The sequence below is a fragment of the Nostoc sp. UHCC 0870 genome (assembly GCF_022063185.1).
Lineage (GTDB): Bacteria > Cyanobacteriota > Cyanobacteriia > Cyanobacteriales > Nostocaceae > Trichormus.
Map to the genome: position 1 here is coordinate 3,931,039 of NZ_CP091913.1, position 16,964 is coordinate 3,948,002.

At 39.1% G+C, this 16,964-nt stretch carries 13 protein-coding genes; 5 read left to right on the forward strand and 8 right to left on the reverse strand.

Going from position 1 to position 16,964, the window contains the following annotated elements; genetic code table 11:
• The first annotated feature begins 55 nt into the window (after window positions 1-55).
• The 3 genes from L6494_RS16510 to L6494_RS16520 all read left to right on the forward strand — a co-directional run bounded on the left by L6494_RS16510 (window position 56) and on the right by L6494_RS16520 (window position 1,769).
• Window positions 56-208, forward strand: coding sequence for a hypothetical protein (locus L6494_RS16510; protein WP_237988798.1), 153 nt, complete (start codon window positions 56-58; stop codon window positions 206-208).
• A gap of 92 nt (window positions 209-300) precedes the next feature.
• On the forward strand, window positions 301-831 hold the full coding sequence (locus tag L6494_RS16515) for a GNAT family N-acetyltransferase (RefSeq protein WP_237988799.1): 531 nt from the start codon (window positions 301-303) through the stop codon (window positions 829-831).
• 173 nt (window positions 832-1,004) lie between these two features.
• Window positions 1,005-1,769 (forward strand): HEAT repeat domain-containing protein, encoded by a 765-nt coding sequence (locus tag L6494_RS16520; RefSeq protein WP_237988800.1) that lies wholly within the window; start codon window positions 1,005-1,007, stop codon window positions 1,767-1,769.
• Between the two features lie 129 nt (window positions 1,770-1,898).
• On the opposite strand, the gene L6494_RS16525 is transcribed toward L6494_RS16520, so the two are convergent.
• Together L6494_RS16525 and L6494_RS16530 are read right to left on the reverse strand one after the other, a co-directional pair.
• Window positions 1,899-2,303 (reverse strand): phosphomannose isomerase type II C-terminal cupin domain, encoded by a 405-nt coding sequence (locus L6494_RS16525; protein WP_237988801.1) that lies wholly within the window; start codon window positions 2,301-2,303, stop codon window positions 1,899-1,901.
• Window positions 2,304-2,458: 155 nt separating this feature from the next.
• Complete coding sequence (locus L6494_RS16530) at window positions 2,459-3,577, reverse strand: PQQ-dependent sugar dehydrogenase (RefSeq protein WP_237996062.1); 1,119 nt, start codon at window positions 3,575-3,577, stop codon at window positions 2,459-2,461.
• Between the two features lie 25 nt (window positions 3,578-3,602).
• On the opposite strand from L6494_RS16530, the gene L6494_RS16535 reads away from it, so the two are divergent.
• The gene (locus L6494_RS16535; protein ID WP_237988802.1) at window positions 3,603-4,526 is read left to right on the forward strand and encodes a transposase; all 924 of its coding nucleotides are present in this window, start codon (window positions 3,603-3,605) and stop codon (window positions 4,524-4,526) included.
• 107 nt (window positions 4,527-4,633) lie between these two features.
• Here L6494_RS16535 and L6494_RS16540 read toward each other — a convergent pair whose 3' ends face one another.
• The gene (locus L6494_RS16540; protein ID WP_330911019.1) at window positions 4,634-4,951 is read right to left on the reverse strand and encodes a hypothetical protein; all 318 of its coding nucleotides are present in this window, start codon (window positions 4,949-4,951) and stop codon (window positions 4,634-4,636) included.
• Window positions 4,952-5,134: 183 nt separating this feature from the next.
• On the opposite strand from L6494_RS16540, the gene L6494_RS16545 reads away from it, so the two are divergent.
• Entirely contained in the window at window positions 5,135-5,686 is a 552-nt protein-coding gene (locus L6494_RS16545) for a hypothetical protein (RefSeq protein WP_237988803.1), read from the forward strand.
• A gap of 219 nt (window positions 5,687-5,905) precedes the next feature.
• Here the strand turns inward: L6494_RS16545 and L6494_RS16550 are convergent, their stop codons facing one another.
• From L6494_RS16550 to L6494_RS16570, 5 genes are all read right to left on the reverse strand, one after another.
• Window positions 5,906-6,355, reverse strand: coding sequence for a hypothetical protein (locus L6494_RS16550; protein ID WP_237988804.1), 450 nt, complete (start codon window positions 6,353-6,355; stop codon window positions 5,906-5,908).
• 7 nt (window positions 6,356-6,362) lie between these two features.
• Window positions 6,363-8,672 carry an NACHT domain-containing protein gene (locus L6494_RS16555; RefSeq protein WP_237988805.1) on the reverse strand — a complete coding sequence of 770 codons (2,310 nt, stop codon included), beginning with the start codon at window positions 8,670-8,672 and terminating at the stop codon, window positions 6,363-6,365.
• 455 nt (window positions 8,673-9,127) lie between these two features.
• Complete coding sequence (locus L6494_RS16560) at window positions 9,128-10,279, reverse strand: hybrid sensor histidine kinase/response regulator (protein WP_237988806.1); 1,152 nt, start codon at window positions 10,277-10,279, stop codon at window positions 9,128-9,130.
• A 223-nt stretch (window positions 10,280-10,502) separates the two neighbouring features.
• The gene (locus L6494_RS16565; protein WP_237988807.1) at window positions 10,503-11,714 is read right to left on the reverse strand and encodes an EAL domain-containing response regulator; all 1,212 of its coding nucleotides are present in this window, start codon (window positions 11,712-11,714) and stop codon (window positions 10,503-10,505) included.
• A gap of 12 nt (window positions 11,715-11,726) precedes the next feature.
• On the reverse strand, window positions 11,727-16,877 hold the full coding sequence (locus L6494_RS16570; protein WP_237988808.1) for a PAS domain S-box protein: 5,151 nt from the start codon (window positions 16,875-16,877) through the stop codon (window positions 11,727-11,729).
• Between the last annotated feature and the right edge of the window lie 87 nt (window positions 16,878-16,964).

Consider the following 16,964-nt stretch of genomic DNA (forward strand, 5'->3'; position numbering starts at 1 on the left):
AAATTCACAAATCTTTAATTAGGTTTTAAAACCTCAAGCGATCGCACACAAAAATATGTCTATCTTTCGTCAATACATTGCCCCCTTACTAGTCGTGTTAGTCTTCATTGTTGCCCTAGTAGCAGTCAGCGCACGCATATTTTTACCCTCCGACATGGCAGCACCAGCACCGATTGAAGAAGTGGGAATGGTGATAGGTGACAGGTGATAGGTGATAGGTGACAGGTGATAGGTGACAGGTGATAGGTGATAGGTGATAGCTGACAGGTGACAGGTGACAGGTGAGTAAAATTTTGAATTTTGAATTTTGAATTGTTAATACCGGGCTATTATATTCGTCGTGGTTCTACCTTGGAGCGATCGCTGCTAGTCAAATTCATGCAGCGCACCTACCAAGACATATATCCAGAACAGGATTTTGCCCATCTAGCCAGAACCGTTGAGCAATACTTCTCCAAAGATACCCCCTTGTGGTGGGTGGATTTTTTGGGTGAGGATGTAGGAGAGCAGGGAAGCCAGGAAGATAAAGCAACATCATCCCCCTTTTCTCCTCCCTCTCCCGTCGCCTGTCTCTGGGTAGGAAATGCTATAGATCAAGTGACCGGCACACGCCATCCTCACATTTTTTTACTTTACGTCCTCCCAGAACATCGACGGCGGGGCGTTGGTACAGCATTAATGCGCTATGTAGAGAATTGGGCAATTCAAAGAGGCGATCGCCAAATCGGATTGCAAGTATTTAAATCCAACCAAGCCGCCCTAAATCTCTACAATCAGCTAGGTTATCAAACCCAATCTCTCTGGATGCTAAAGCAACTTGATAGTCATTAGTCATTAATTAATGGGGATTGGGGATTGCTTTCTCTCCTACTCCTAATTCCCAATTCCCAACTCACCCCGTATGAGATGGATGAGAAAGTGTACAATGGTTACGATAAAAATAAAGCTTTAATAAATTAGTACGGATGGTTATGTGTAAATACCACTCCGCAAGATAAAAGTATATGTATGACGAAGAAGAACTAAGTATACTCGAACTCGATATCGAGGAGGATTTAGAGAGTCCCTTAGATAAACTAGAACCAATCACGGCTGAGTCAGAATTGCCAAAACCTGACCCAGACGAAATGTTAGCACTGCTGCAAAACCCCCAACGTCAACAAAGGATGTTGGCTGCTCGTGCTTTTTGCGATATTGAAGACCCACGCGCTACTCCCCTTTTAATAGACCTATTGACTGATACTTGTCCATTAGTGCGGGTGAGTGCAGCTTATGGTATTGGGCGCAATCCCAGTACCGATGCAGTTGAACCATTAATTAACCAGCTAAATCGAGACTGGAACGGCTATGTACGCAAAGGTGTAGTCTGGGCTTTAGGGAATTGTCGCGATCGCCGTTGTTTAGCACCCCTAGCAGATGCCTTAAGAACCGATATTTCCGCCGTGCGTTTGTGGTCTGCTAGTGCCTTAGCACAAATGGCAGATGTCGGTTACGAAGCAATTATCGGAGCAATACCCCCCCTAATTGAAGCCTTATTTCAAGACCCAGTAGCAGCAGTCAGAAGTAACAGTGCGTGGGCTATAGGACAACTGTGTAAAGAACTACCCTCTAATGTAGTTTATGCCGCAGCGATCGATGCTTTAATCCAGTCCTTTGCCGAAGAAAAAGACTTAGGCGTGCGGGAAGACTCCAAAGCCTCACTATTAGGTGTAGGCGACCCCCGTGGCTTGCAGCTAATTGAAACCTTAGAACAAGAAGGATGGTTTTAGAAGAGGTAGGGGTGTGGGGGTGTGGGGGTGTAGGGGTGTAGGGGAAGGAGACAAGGGAGAAAGAAAAAATTATTCCCCCAATCCCCAATCCCCAGTCCCCAATCGCCAATCGCCAATCCCCAATCGCTTCTACTTCTCAGCCACAGGCTTAACCACATTTAAATCATAAGGACGTTCAGTATCATCCTCGCCCAAATATTCACCATTTTGAATTTCCAGAATGACTAAGGGAATAGACCCTGGATTTTCAACCTTATGCAGCGTTGCAGCTGGTACATAAGTTGATTGGTTACGGTTTAGTAAGACTTCTTCATCTCCGCAAATCACCTTAGCCACACCAGAGACTACAACCCAGTGTTCATTGCGGTGATAATGGATTTGTGGCTTAATACCGTGTCTGGGCTTGATTTCAATGCGACTAATTCTATAGGTTTCTCCCTCTTCTATGACTTCTACATTACCCCAGTAACGCGAGCCTGAGTGACAGGAAGACTCATTGCTATTTAATTGAGCGTTATCTTCATTCTGAGTCATAACTAAAATTTTTGAGCTAAAAGAATATTACTGTTTTCCAGAAACCTAACTGAAACCAGATAAAACTAAGCGCAATCCGCAAAAATATTATCTATAAGTAAGGGCTGCTGTCACCTACCCTTAGATAATAAATTGTCTCGAATTAGTCATTCGTTCTATTCGCTAACTCCTGTATACTGAATCCGATAAATCCGATTATTAGCTTCCTCTGTAACTAATAAACTCCCATCAGGTAAAACTAATAATCCCACAGGTCGCCCCCAAGTGCTGGGAATAGAAGGGTTAAGCAAAAACCCAGTTAGAAAGTCTTCATAGTAGCCTTGTGGTCGTCCTTGAGTATTAAAGGGAACAAATACAATCTTGTAACCAGTACCGCGATCGCGATTCCAAGAACCACGAAAAGCTACAAAAGCCCCATTACGATACTTTTGGGGAAAAGTCTCACCATCATAAAATTGCAACCCCAAGGCGGCTGAGTGGGCTTGAAATAATACATCAGGGTTACGGGTACGGGCTGCTAAATCTGGACGTTTACTTTTACCATTCGCTGTTTGACGAGGATCAAGATTACTTGGTTTGAAGTAAGTATAAGGCCAGCCGTAAAACTCCCCCTGTCGAATGCGCGTCAAGTAGTCGGGAACTAAATCATCTCCAATCCCATCCCGTTCATTCACTGTGGTATAAAGTTCCTTGGTGACTGGGTGAAAGTCTAGACCAACGGGGTTACGTAAACCAAAAGCAAAAGTCTGCTGCTGAGAACCATCTAAGTTCATCACCTGTACCGAAGCCCGTGGTAATTCCTCTTCATCCACATTAGAACGAGAACCCACAGAAACATATAGCTTGTTACCGTCAGGTGAAACTACTACATTCCTTGTCCAATGCTGATTGTAACCACCACCAGGAAGATCAGCGATTTTTTCACCATTACCCGTTAGTTGCTGTTGTCCTTGACTATAAGGAAACCTTAAAACCGCATCGGTATTACCCAAAAAGAAGGAATCACCACTAAAAGCCATACCAAAGGGAATATTCAGCCCATTGGATGCACTAGCAAAGGTCTGACTGACATCAGCCACCCCATCACCATTGGTATCTCGCAACAAACGAATCCGATTTTGTCTAGTCTCCGTCACCAACACATCACCGCTAGGCGTTAAAGCTAACCAGCGTGGTGCATTTAAACCATCAGCAAAAACATTAACTGTAAAACCCGATGGTACTTTGAGTATTAGACATCTCCAAAATAGTATTATTCTGTGATAAAAGAACATTAAAGCGTTATTTTGACACAGAAGCATGAGCAATATACTGAATTACATTGAAGAGAATCCTAAACAAACCCAAAGGTTAATAGGTCTGGAATATGAACAGTTACAACAATTAATCATAAATGGGGAAAGATTATATCATGAAAAAAAAGCTTTACTGGAATCTAAGAAAGTGAGAATTATTGCTGGTGGAGGAGGTCGGAAACCAAAATTATCTATTTCTGAACAAATCATTTTAACTTTAGTGTATCTCCGACATCTGACAACCTTTCAACTTCTAGGTATTCAGTTTGAAGTAAGTGAGTCTACAGCCAACGATACGTTTAACTATTGGTTGCCTAACTTGCGAGAATTACTGCCATCAAGTTTGCTTGAACAAGTAAAAAAAAACGCTTCTGACTATGAAGTAGTAAAAGAAATGCTCACAGAATATGAATTAATAGTAGATAGCTATGAACAAGTCAGAGAAAGACCTAGAGACAATGATGAACAAAAGAAATATTTTTCAGGTAAGAAGAGTAATCATACATTTAAAACTCAAATGATTATTTTACCTGATGCTAGTGATATCGTTGATGTTGTGGCAGGTGAACCTGGTCCAAAAAGCGATATAACTTTGTTCCGAGAATATCGTTCAGAGTTTGATGCCAAACAAAGATTTAAAGGAGATAAGGCATATCTTGGAGAAGATTTAATTACAACTCCAATTAAGAAACCAAGAAATCAAGAACTAACAACTGAACAGAAAGAACAGAACAAAATATTTTCATCTAAACGAATCTTTGTTGAACATCGAATACGGTCAGTCAAAATCTTTCGAGTTGTCCAAGAGAGATTTAGGTTAAATACCCGCAAATATAAGCAAGTAATTTTGACGATTTGTGGGCTAGTAAGGTTACGGATTCGAGGGCTAATATTACCATTAGAAATATCAGCTATATCATCAGGTTAAAATTATCGCATATAACTAGATATTTTTGCCTAATTATCAACAGCAAATATCTCAAAGTCTTATTTCATCGTACAGAATAGCTAATTTAAGATGATTGCATTTAGTGGCTACAGCCTAGCCAAACAAAGGCTTTGACTGTTTTCGGAGATGTCTATTGGTTTTTCGGGAACTGGTACAACTTGAGGCGGTTTGGATGCGCTATCTGTGGCGAAGGGTGCAGGTAAATTCTGCAAGTTGATGCGGATGGGTTGGGGTGAAAGTGTTTCCGTCGGAATGACATCTTTTACCTGTGTAGAATTCTCTGCCATTTGAGCCGCAGGAGTAGATGCTTGCAGTATGGGATTATCTAAAGAGGTGCGATTTTGGTCACAACCTGTTGCGATGAATAAGCAACCCAGCAACAATAAATATTTAGAGACATTCATGAAATTAAAAACATATACACAATTTTCTAAATTTAGAATCGAAATTCAGTTATTGTCACCTCTCAAAAGTCCGATTTTTGGGTAGGTGGATAGCCAATTTTTTCTTAATCATTTCAGCAAGGACGCGAATATTACTGTGGTGATTCACTACTAGATTAACTAATCAGACAATTTAGATTGAATATGAATGAGAGTTTAGCAACTACATTAGGAGAACTACAAGCACAAATATATTGGTTACATGATGCTGAAAAGTTTACAGAATTAGCTTCAGCAGCAGCTACCATATATATGAAGCTTGGTTATGCTCAACAGCAGGCAGAAACGGCAGGTAATTTAATTAGTGAAGCTTATCAATTATCTGATATGGCTGTTTTAGTCCAAAAAGCTGGTGATTATGATCAGGAAATCTCTTATTACTATCAAATTAAAGATAAATTTACTCAAGTAGAAACAATATTAGGTTATCGCACCAGTATCGCTATTCATCAAATTAAATGGTGGATGTATTTTCGTCATCAACAAAAACTCAAAATTTTAGTACATTTGTTTTTACAACATTTTAAAGCTTTAGGTTTTATTCATTTATTAAGTGCTATCAAACTTACATACTGTATTTGGGAAATAGCTAGAGTTCACAAATTGCGTGACACAAAAACCACTCAAAATAATGCTATAAGATACTGGGAAGAATTACTAAAAATAAAACCATCACAATACCCTTATATTGGCTAAAATACTCATGTAAAGACGCGATTTATTGCAACTAAGGGACTTCCAGATAAAAAATATCCAAATTGTAGGGTGCGTCAGTGCGATAGAACCTAACTATACTCAGAAATTATTCATACTGACGCACCCTACCCAACCATCAATTGCGGATAATTTATTTTTTGGTGTTCCCTAACAAGACCAATTATATACACAAAAACACCTTAATTATTGCAATTTTCTTCATGATTTCCAAGACCTAATTTTTGTCAATACAGGTTTGTTTGGTGTGGACAAATTGAGTCGATATTGGGTTATTGGTACATAAGAACCATTACCATAACGGACGGTAACAAGAAAGGCTGTTTTATTGCGTGGATCTTTAGCAATTTTATCGATGTAACCAGATTGTATTTGTTGCATTTTTAAGGTTTTTGCTTGTCTAAATTCTGATCGAGAAATACACACAATTGGAGAACCATCTATATACTGACCTGAATAAAACCAATAACTTCTTCCTTGGGCTTGAAATTCATATTTGGAAATAACTGTAAATCTATCAAACTCGTCTAATTGCTGATTTTGTTTGCACGTACTGTCAATATATATTTCTTGAGCAATGGCTGGAGTAGTAGAAAATAAACTCAACATTAAACTAATAACTAATCCATGTTTCAGTTTTATTTGAGACATAATATTATCAATATTCTCCTATTAAAAACAAATTTTCTTCTATTGTCCTTTTAACATTAGAACTAACATTAGTAGCACTATTGAGGCACTCTAACAGTAATTTATTAGCATCCCAATACTGTTGTATACAATGCCAATCCTGCTCATTGAACTGCCAATTATAACCAATTTGGCGAGTGTTAATCATGAGCGATCGCAATTCCTCAGTCCAAGCTTTACCATGAGTTTGCCACCATATTTTCAGTGTATCTCTATCTTGATGGGGATGAGGTAGTTGATTAGCTAAATCTTGTAGAGAAAGTTGCCAAGATGGTTGATTAGTTAGTAAATATTTCAAGTCAAGAGACAACCTTAAAACCACAAGCCGTTGAAAAAAAATATCAGCAGTCATAGTGAGACTCACAGCCAGTGCATGAGTCAATGCTAAATCTATAGCTAAATCTCCAGCCAAATTACCAGCTAGTTGGTGATCCAAAGATATCGCCAAATCTTGATTGCAGGCTAGAGGATGTTCTGGAGGAAGAGCAATTGTCAAATAAAAAGCACGCACACTAGCACAGTGATAAGCAGCTATTACTTGAGAAGATTTTTCTTTTAACCATTTTAAAAATTCATATAATTGATGGCTATGACTCGCCAAACTATCAATTTTCTCCTTCATTAATTGCAGCAAATCATCGGCAGGATTTAACATTCCTACACTAAGTAAAAAAACCTCCCGCCAACGCTGCTCATGTAAATGATTGACAAATTCTTGGAGTATTTCGCTGTTGGCATTAGCAACAATTTCTCTAGCTGTAAAATACTCTTGAAAGCTTAAATGAGAAAAAGAATAGATTCCTCTTGCACGTTCAATGAGTAACCCATGTTGAATTTCAATAGCTCTTAAAACAGCTATACTGGCGATTTCTAAAGCATCTGTATCAGTGATGCTATTAGGTAAACTAGATAGGTAATCAGCAATAATTTGCTGGATTTTAGTTGCAGTGATAAAGTAAGTCCCTTGCTTAAAACTAATGGCAGCAATATGGCTAAGTAACTTAATTTTATCTAGCAAAGACAAGTCACGATAAATTTGATCTCGTTTGATTCCTCTGGCTTCGTCCCACCTTACCAGTAACACATCCAATGCTTGTTTATAAAGTTCCGAGTGGTTAGCGGGAAAATCCTCTACAGATTTAAAAACTAAGCAAGTGAGATTTAATAAAATTGGTGTAGTGGCTAACTCTAGAAGTTGAGCATTTTCTGCTAATTCCAGTTTTCGCATAAACTTATGTGCCAATATATGCGCTTGCAATGGCGAATTTTTTGCAAATGCCAAAAACCATCGGTGAGCAAAAGCAGCTATTTGCTTTTTATTAAAATCAGCAATTTCTACTTCTGTAAATCCATATAAATTAAGATATTGAGAAGTTAGACGACAAGTAATAATTATCTGATTTTTGTAAAATTTATTAATAAAACTGCGTATTTTATTAATCAGAATTTCTGCATCTTCTCCTATGACTTCATCTAAGCCATCTAATAAAATTAAAGCTTTCCCATGATACAAAACTGTAGTTAATTCTGTTTCAGAAAAACCAAAATTAATAAAATCTTCATGGATATAATTTAATAAACTAATTTTGCTGGACTCTCTAATTTCTTCAGCAAAGTTTTTTAAATTGATAAAAACTGGCAGATAATCAGGTTGAAAAAATCCGCGATCGCAACTTATAGCTATTGATTGTAAAAATGTAGTCTTTCCAGAGCCTGGTTTGCCTAAAACTAGCATTTTCGAGTGTTTTTTCACAGCATCTAAGCCAGAAACTCTTTCTTGGCATACTCTACTTAAACCACTACCGTTGACTTCATAGGAGTCTAAATTTTGTAAATCAGCAATTTTCAGCCATCTTCTGCTGCTAATTTCCTCACAAATATTCACATCAATATATAGATCATTGAGGTTAATCGGCTTGGCAATATCTAAAAGGTGCAAAATACCACACTGAGCTTGAATCCTCTCATGATGAACAGAGCGCAACTTTTGTACTAAGACATCAATATCTAAGGTGCTATTGTCAGGGGTATCTAAAGGCGCAGCTTCATCTACAGGAGTATTTTGGGCAATTTCTGATGTTTCTAGATCAAGAACAAAGCAGATATCATGGAAGACATGGCGATCAACTGGTTTACCAGTAAAAAACTTCCAAATTGGTTGACGCGTTTCTAAACCTACCTCAGCCGCTAAGTATTCTTGCGTCCAACCTTTGCGCTTAAAAGCACGTTTAGCTTTTCTAATGCCTTCATCCGATGCTTGGAGCGATCGCTTTGCCATTACCTTGCCACCAACCTAGAATATTTAATTCCCGTTTAAAATACAAATCATACAATTTATACACTAAGTTCTACAAAAACTGAACGCGATCGCAAACATCGATTCTTCATAATGGTATTTGAGTCAGCCAAATCTACATACCCAACTAGCTTACGGCATTGCCTAACCGAGCGATCGGATTTTGAGCAGTGCCAAAGCTTTTATTCAACTGACTTGTATTACAGCTATTAATACAGAAAGCCCATAACTTTGCACAAACAACGGGGACAGAGGATAGGTGACACTTCCCTGTCCTCTGTCATATCATATCCGCTTGATTGCTACCCGAAGAACCCCACCCCGCCAAAGGGATGGCTTTGTCTCCCCTCCCCGTTCACGGGGAGGGGATTAAGGGGTGGGGTGTAAGGACTGTGGGAAACATAACTAATTATCCGAACTTGATAATCGGTGAAAGGTTAAGGTAATTGCACTTTTGTGTGGTCAATCACTAATGCTTTTTCATAGTAGGCATTTTCCTCACTACAAGGCAATATCACCTGAACCAGAGTTTTTTGTTGTGGTTGACTCTGGATTGTGAGTTTACCACCGTGCAATTCTGCCAAACGTTTAACAATGGTTAACCCTAATCCTGAGCCTTGCTGCTCATAAAGTTTGCGTTCAAACTGCCGATAAGCTCCCAGTTCGGCAATTTGAGCAGCAGTCATTCCCCGTCCTTGATCAGTAAAAGATAAAACTAACATATTGTTGATAGCTTTACTTTTAACTTGAATTAAAGTTCCTGGTGAAGAAAACTTCAAAGCATTATCAATTAATTCTTCTACAATCTTAGAAATTCTCTCTGGAGAAATTTTGATATAACAGGGATATAAATCTATCTGTAAATCCTCCTGTCTTCCTGATTTTGCAGCTTTTTCGGTAATGATATCAATCAATTCCAATGTAGGAAATTTTGTGGTTTTACTTTGCAGAACTTTTAATTGTTGTGTATCTGTGGCAATAATTTCTAATTCTGCATACAGTAAAAAATTTTGAATTAATCTAAATAAACGTTCACCAGAACAATAAATTGATTCTGCCATTTCCCGGATCGCGTGTGAGTCAAGATACTCACTTTCTTCCATCAGAATTTGTGAAAAACCTAAGATACCATTCAGAGGGGTTCGCATTTCATGAGGTAGCGACAGCGCAATGCTATTACGTAAATTATCTAGTTTTTTCTGAGTTTCTTGGTGAATAGTAGATTGCTTGGCTAATCTACAAGCGATCGCAGCTAACAACTCGGCTCTGGTAAACGGTTTGACGATATAATCATCTGCACCCATTTCCATACCTTGGCGAAAGTCGGTTTTGTCAGATTTAGCCGTGAGAAATATTAAAGGAATCATTGCTGTTGTCGGATTTTGACGCAATCCCTTTAATACTCCATAACCATCTAATTCTGGCATCATGACATCACACAGAATCAAATCAGGCATTTCCGCTAGGGCTAAATCTACGCCAATTTGCCCGTTTTCAGCTTCAATTAAGTTAAAGCCTTCATTATCGAGTAGTTCTAAAATATTTTGGCGTACATTTATATCATCTTCAATAACTAAAACTTTGCTCATATTTTTTGAAAAATAATATTTCCTTAAAATCCAAATGCTTTAAATTAAATCATCTATACTATTTAAAATTGAGTAATTGGTAAGCGACTATATTCTGCCTAATTTTATTTAGCACCAATTACCAAACTTAAAAACTAATAACTCGAAGCCGAATGGAACACACATAAAACCAATTCGCAATGGACTAACGTCCCGCTCCGCTAACGCAATAAATAATGAATCGTTATACAGATAATTGTTTCTTACTCCATAAGAAACTCTCAAATTCTATTGATGGCAATGCTCGACTAAATAAGAATCCTTGCATGGAATCACAGTGATTTTCTCGTAAAAAACATAATTCTGCTTCTGTCTCGACACCTTCAGCTATCACCTGCATATTCATGTTATGTGCCATTTCGATTAAAGCTTTTGTAATTGCAGATTTATGAGGATCTTGTGCGACATTATGGATGAAATAACGGTCAATTTTCAGGGTATTAACAGGCAAATTTTTCAAATAAACTAAAGAAGAGTAGCCTGTACCAAAATCATCAATAGCAATTTTAACTCCTAGAGATTGCAATTCATGAATAGTAAAGATTGCATTATTTAAATCCTGCATAATCATACTTTCGGTTAGTTCTAATTCTAAATATTTCGGATCTAAATTATTTTTCTTTAAAACATTAGTTATTTTTTTAATTAAATCTGGTCTATTAAATTCTATTGCTGATAAATTTACACTAAGAGTCAAAGGGTCTATACCTGCATTCTGCCAAGTCCTGATTTGCTGGCAAACATTTTCTACTACCCATTGGCCAATTGTAATAATTAACCCTGTAGACTCTGCCAATGGAATAAATTCTGCGGGAGACACCAAACCTAATTCAGGACTTTGCCAACGTAATAAACTTTCAGCCGCAACAATTTTACCAGATTTCACATCGACTATCGGTTGGTAATGTACCTCAAATTCTTGAAAGTTTTGTTTTTTAATAACTTGATTGAGACTCATCGCTACTAACTGCATTTTCGGCGATGTAGTTTTAATTGGGTTTTGATTGATGAAGTATTTCTTCAAAGTGGCTTGTCTTTCTAAACGGTTCATCACCGCACTTAATAATTCTGCTCGTGTAAATGGTTTAGTCAGATAATCATCTGCACCCATATCCATCCCTTGACGAAAATCTGCTTTGGCAGATTTTGCTGTCAAAAAAATAAAGGGAATCGCCGCAGTTGATGGTTCTTGACGCAATGCTGTGAGTACGCCATAGCCATCAACTTCTGGCATCATCATGTCACACAAAATTAAATCAGGAAATTCTTCTAGAGCCAAATTTATGCCGATTCTGCCATTGGCTGCTGCTACAGTTTCAAAATCTTCTGCTTCTAGTAAGTCTAAAATGTTTTCACGTACTAGCTCTTCATCTTCAATGACTAAAATCTTGATCATTATTGCCTCAATTTATATTTGATTATTTAAGGGCAGATTAACAGTAAATACTGTACCAACTCCTAGTATACTTTTGACAAAAATTTCACCTTTATAAATATCTACACATTTTTTTACAATAGCTAATCCCAATCCAGTGCCTAGGATATTGCCTACATTACTAGCACGATGAAAAGATTCAAATAAATGGGGAATATCTTCTGGGGGAATCCCAATTCCTTCATCTTGGATTTCAAATATAGCTTGTCCATTTAAAGTCTTCAGCATAAATTTTATATGGCTATTAGCAGGTGAATATTTGATGGCATTAGATAGTAAATTACTGAGAATATGTCCTAGCAATTTATCATCCATACAACATTCAATAGATTCTTTTTCACTGGTAAAATCAATTTGGTAATTACTAAAATGTACTTGAGTTTCTTCGACTAAATGACGGCAATATGCAACTAAATCAAAGGATTGGGGTACGAACTCTAGTTTTCCCGCTTCTGCCTTACCAATGATCAAAACATCATCTAACATTTCAGTCATGCGCTTAACAGCAGTTTGAATCCGGTTTAGATGTGTAAGTTGTTTTTCCGGTGTCAATTTGTGGTGGTAATGTTCTAGTAACTCTGAGGAAGACAGAATAATACTTAAAGGAGTGCGAAATTCATGGGAAGTCATGGAGACAAAGCGGGATTTGAGTTCGCTAAGTTCTTTTTCTTTCTCTAGTCCTACTTTTAATTCTTCTTCTAGTTGTTTGCGATCTGTAATATCTGCCCTGTAGCCGACTAGTTCCACTGGGTTACCGATGTCATCTCGCACTACCTTGCCTTTATCGTATAGCCAACGATAAGTCCCATCTTGATGTAAAAAGCGGTATTCCAGCTTATAATGCCCTTGCTGTAAGACATTGGCAAGATTGGCAACCACTTGCGGGATATCTTCTGGGTGGATACGACTTATCCAAAAGCTAGAATCTTCTGTAATTTGCGCTGCTTCATAGCCAAGTAGAGTGCTGACATTTTCGCTGATAAACAAAGCACCAAAATCGCCAGAGGTTTTGCAAGCATAGATAATGGCTGGGCTAGATGTCAGTAAATATTGGAGTCGCTGTTGGCTAATTAGTAGTGCTGTTTCTGCTTGTTGACGTTCAGTGATATCTGTTTGAATGCCAATGTAATGAGTGAGTTTATCTGTATGATCGTAAACTGGGGAAATATTTAACTCACTCCAAAATAAACTGCCATCTTTACGGTAGTCGCGGAGGATGACAGTACCAGCCTTTCCAGTTTGCATAGCAGCATTAAGTTCTTGTAACCCTGGTTGATTAATCTCTGCACTATGGAATAAGCGAAAATTTTGTCCAATCACTTCTTCGTAGGAATAGCCAGTGATTCTCTCAAAGGCAGGATTAACATAAATGATTGGCCCGTTGGGGATACTCGCATCGGCAATGATAATGCCATTACTGCTAGCAGCGATCGCCCGATCGCGCAGTCGTAATCCTTCCTCTACTTGCTGACGCTTGGTAATGTCAGTGTGAATACATACTGTGCCGAAAATTTTGCCCTTAGTATCTTTAATGGCATCAATGCGGAGGTCAACTTGCAAGATTTGACCTGTGCGCGATCGCATCGTCACTTCACCGCGCCAAGACTGTCCCCGATGGATAGCAGTTAATATTTGTTGACTGTCTTGAGGCTGTTGGGAAATCACCCAAGTTCCCCCAGCCGCCTCTAGTTGCTCTAGATTATAACCATATAATCCCACAAAGGCTGGGTTAACATAAATACTTACACCCCTAACGTCAGTGATGACAACAGCATCACTCGTACTTTCTATGGCTTTTTGAAAACGTAATAGAGATTCTTCTGCTAATTTGCGATCGGTAATGTCGCGGGTTACTTTAGAAAATCCTCGCAAATTGCCGCTTGCATCTCGTAATGCCGTTAAAATACAGTTTGCCCAAAAGTTTGAGCCATCCTTGCGAACAAAAATACTCTCACATTCACATCTACCCTGGGCTGCTGCCATCTCTAACTGTTGCTGTGGTATATCTTGAGCAATCTCTTCTGGTGGGAAAAAACAGGAAAAATGCCGCCCAACGATTTCTGGGGTTTGATATCCAGTAATACATTCTGCACCAGAGTTCCAACTCATGACTTGACCTTGGGGGTCAAGCATATAAATTGCATAGTCTTTAATGCTTTCTACTAATAAGCGAAAATATTCTTCACTTTGACGCAGTTCTTCTTCAGCCCGTTTGCGGTCTGTAATATCTGTAGATATACCACAGACAGCATAAGAAACACCATTACTATCTTTTAAAGGAAACTTAACAGAAATGTAGGTGTATAAACCATCTTCTTGAGGGACTATTTCTTCTACTTCGATGGGATTACCACCTGCAATAACCAAGTGGTTATTAACTGCAAAGCCATCAGCAACATGACGAGGCCAAACATCGTATATGCTTTTGCCTACAATTTCGTCTTGAGTGGTATGAAATAGTTTTTCGTATTGGTGATTAACCAGTACAAATCTATTTTGAGTATCTATTAAGTAAATGACCGCCGGTGAGTTATCCAAAATCGCCTGTAGTCGCGCCTGTATCTCCCGCAATTTCGACTCAGCTTGTTTACGAGCCGTGACATCTCGATCTATGCCTCGGTAGCCACAAAATTTCCCCTCAGCATTAAATATTGGTACGCCACTAGTTTCTAGAGTTACTAGATGCCCATCTTTATGGAGGTTAATGTTTTCTAGACATTTAAATGGTTGTTGAGCAGCTGCAATTGGCTCAAAGATGCTCAATACACGTTCCAATTCTTCAGGCGGTAACAGTTCTAAGGGACTTTTACCTAATAATTCCTGTGGTTCATAACCTAAAATATCTCTGATTTTGGGACTGACATAGGTATAGATAATGTTTTCATCTACTTCCCACACCCAATCACTGCTAGTCTCCACCAAGTTACGGAATCGTTCTTCGCTTTCTTGTAGGGCTACTTCAGCTTGTTTGCGTTTGATGCCAATAGCTATTTCGTGAGCAGCAATACCCAAGGCAGTAAAGGTAGATTCTCTGAGGATTTGGCGAGAAAACAGGGCTATGACTCCCAAGGTTTCCCCTTCTACTATTAAGGGATAGCCAGCGAAAGCAACCATACTTTCCTGTTTAGCCCACTCTTTATTACTGATGCGGGGGTCGTCCTGTACAGAGTTGGTGAGATAGGGTTGACCTGCTTGAGCAATTAAACCAATTTTGAACTGACCTAATGGTACAGACCTATGTTGCCCATCAATGTGGGTGTATATCCCTGAACTGACCTGTAATTCTAAGACATTGTTTTGGGGGTTTAGTAGCCAAATCCGGGCAAAGGCAGCATCCAAATTTTTGACTAGAGCCTCGGTGCAGTGGCGCATCATCTCTTGTAAGGTGGAACTTTGAGTCAGAATAGTATCAACTTCACCCCGAAAGTCTGCTAACCTGACTCGTTCTGCCAAAGCTTCCTCTGTGCGTTTATGATCGCTAATGTCGGTAATTGTGCCAACATAACTAAGAATGTTGCCTGTCTCTTCTTTCTCGGCAACTGCCTGACCAATAACCCAACGGTAACTACCATCAGGACGTTGAAATCGATACTCTGAACGAAATACTTGGTTGTTGGCTACCGCTTCATACCACTGTTGCCATACGTGTTCTTGGTCGGCGGGATGAATAGCCCGAACCCAGCCTTGACCCGCCGCCTCTTGTGGGGTCATCTGGGCAATTTCACACCAACATTGATTGACATAGATACAATTACCACTAACATCTGTGCGGAAAATGCCTACAGGAGAGATTTTCGCTATGGTTTGATAGCGGCTTTCGCTCTCTCTCAAGGAAACTTTGGCTGTAACAAGATCGTGAATATCGGTGTTAGTACCAAACCAGTTGACTATATTACCTTCATGATCTCGTAAAGGTAAGGCGCGTCCTAAGTGCCAACGATAGGTGATAGCATCTGCCGACAACAGCCGCAGTTCTATTTCGTAATTAGCACCTGTAGCTAGGGAATGACTCCAAGCAGCTAGACACCTTTCCTGATCGTCGGGATGGACAAATTTCTCCCACTGCCAACCCAATATTTGTTCTGGAGTAGTGCCGAAATAGTCCAGGGTGCGTTGGTTGACATATTCACAATAACCATCTGCTCTAGTAATCCACACTTGTTGGGGGATAGATTCTGCCAGAAAACGAAAACGTTCTTCACTTGTGGCTAAAGCTGTTTGTTCTGCCAGCAGTTGCTCATTTTTTTGTTGCAGGGCGATCGCGCGTTCTGCTAATTGCATTTCTAGCTCTTGGTTCGCTTGTGTTAAGCTAGCCTGTGCTTCTAGGCGATGGTCAATATCCATCGTGACTCCAATCATCCGAGTGGGTCTACCTATCCTATCTCTTAGGACTGTTCCCCTGGCTAAAACCCTTTTATAAGCAGATGTTTGTCCTGAAATGAGTAACCGATGCTCTATCTCAAATGAACCAAGATTAGCGATCGCTGATTGGTTAGCCAGCTCAACTATTTCTCGATCATCAGGATGTACTAAAGTCATCACTTCATCCCAATAAACTGTCCCCTTTGCTTCTGGCTCACTACCCACAACAACATTATTCAAGAAATAGATTTGATTATTAGTAAGATTCCGTTCCCAATAAATTGTTTTGGTTGTCTCCAGTGCTAACTTTAATTTGGCTGTGTTCTCTTCATTAACATCTATGCTTTGCTGTCCCCAAAATTCATTTAAGGTACTAGCTTCAGTCTTGAATATCGCCTCTGAAACATTCCCTACTACTGATTCTGGTGTACTACTATCTGCTGGTATTTCCAGAGATTGCAAAATACTTTCAGCTGTGACTGTTCCTATTAGTTTACCTTGTTCATCTATAACTAATAAGCAACTTGATTGATATTGATGTAACCGTGAAAGTACGGTGGCTATATTCAGCAATTGGCAAGGTTTGATTGTCATTGCTGTGTGCTGTTGCATGACAGCAGAAATTTTCGTTGTTGTACAGTCAACACCCAACGCCATAAGCTTGACCAACTGTTGTGCTGATAACCACCCTACTACCTGTGAATCAGCAACTACAACGATACCAGTCCCTCCCTCATCCATTTGTGAGATTGCCTCTGACACTAGTGTTTCTGGCTCAACCGTCAGTGGTGAACAGTTAATAATTGATTGTAAGCATCGTAGCCAGAGAAGCTGAGGTAATGAGGGCAT

What these genes read in the sequence shown, in the direction of transcription:
- L6494_RS16540 (WP_330911019.1), bottom strand. Translation starts at nt 4,951, where the DNA reads ATGAATGTCTCTAAATATTTATTGTTGCTGGGTTGCTTATTCATCGCA.
- L6494_RS16530 (WP_237996062.1), bottom strand. Translation starts at nt 3,577, where the DNA reads ATGTTCTTTTATCACAGAATAATACTATTTTGGAGATGTCTAATACTC.
- L6494_RS16520 (WP_237988800.1), top strand. Translation starts at nt 1,005, where the DNA reads ATGTATGACGAAGAAGAACTAAGTATACTCGAACTCGATATCGAGGAG.
- L6494_RS16525 (WP_237988801.1), bottom strand. Translation starts at nt 2,303, where the DNA reads ATGACTCAGAATGAAGATAACGCTCAATTAAATAGCAATGAGTCTTCC.
- L6494_RS16555 (WP_237988805.1), bottom strand. Translation starts at nt 8,672, where the DNA reads ATGGCAAAGCGATCGCTCCAAGCATCGGATGAAGGCATTAGAAAAGCT.
- L6494_RS16535 (WP_237988802.1), top strand. Translation starts at nt 3,603, where the DNA reads ATGAGCAATATACTGAATTACATTGAAGAGAATCCTAAACAAACCCAA.
- L6494_RS16560 (WP_237988806.1), bottom strand. Translation starts at nt 10,279, where the DNA reads ATGAGCAAAGTTTTAGTTATTGAAGATGATATAAATGTACGCCAAAAT.
- L6494_RS16565 (WP_237988807.1), bottom strand. Translation starts at nt 11,714, where the DNA reads ATGATCAAGATTTTAGTCATTGAAGATGAAGAGCTAGTACGTGAAAAC.
- L6494_RS16510 (WP_237988798.1), top strand. Translation starts at nt 56, where the DNA reads ATGTCTATCTTTCGTCAATACATTGCCCCCTTACTAGTCGTGTTAGTC.
- L6494_RS16550 (WP_237988804.1), bottom strand. Translation starts at nt 6,355, where the DNA reads ATGTCTCAAATAAAACTGAAACATGGATTAGTTATTAGTTTAATGTTG.
- L6494_RS16545 (WP_237988803.1), top strand. Translation starts at nt 5,135, where the DNA reads ATGAATGAGAGTTTAGCAACTACATTAGGAGAACTACAAGCACAAATA.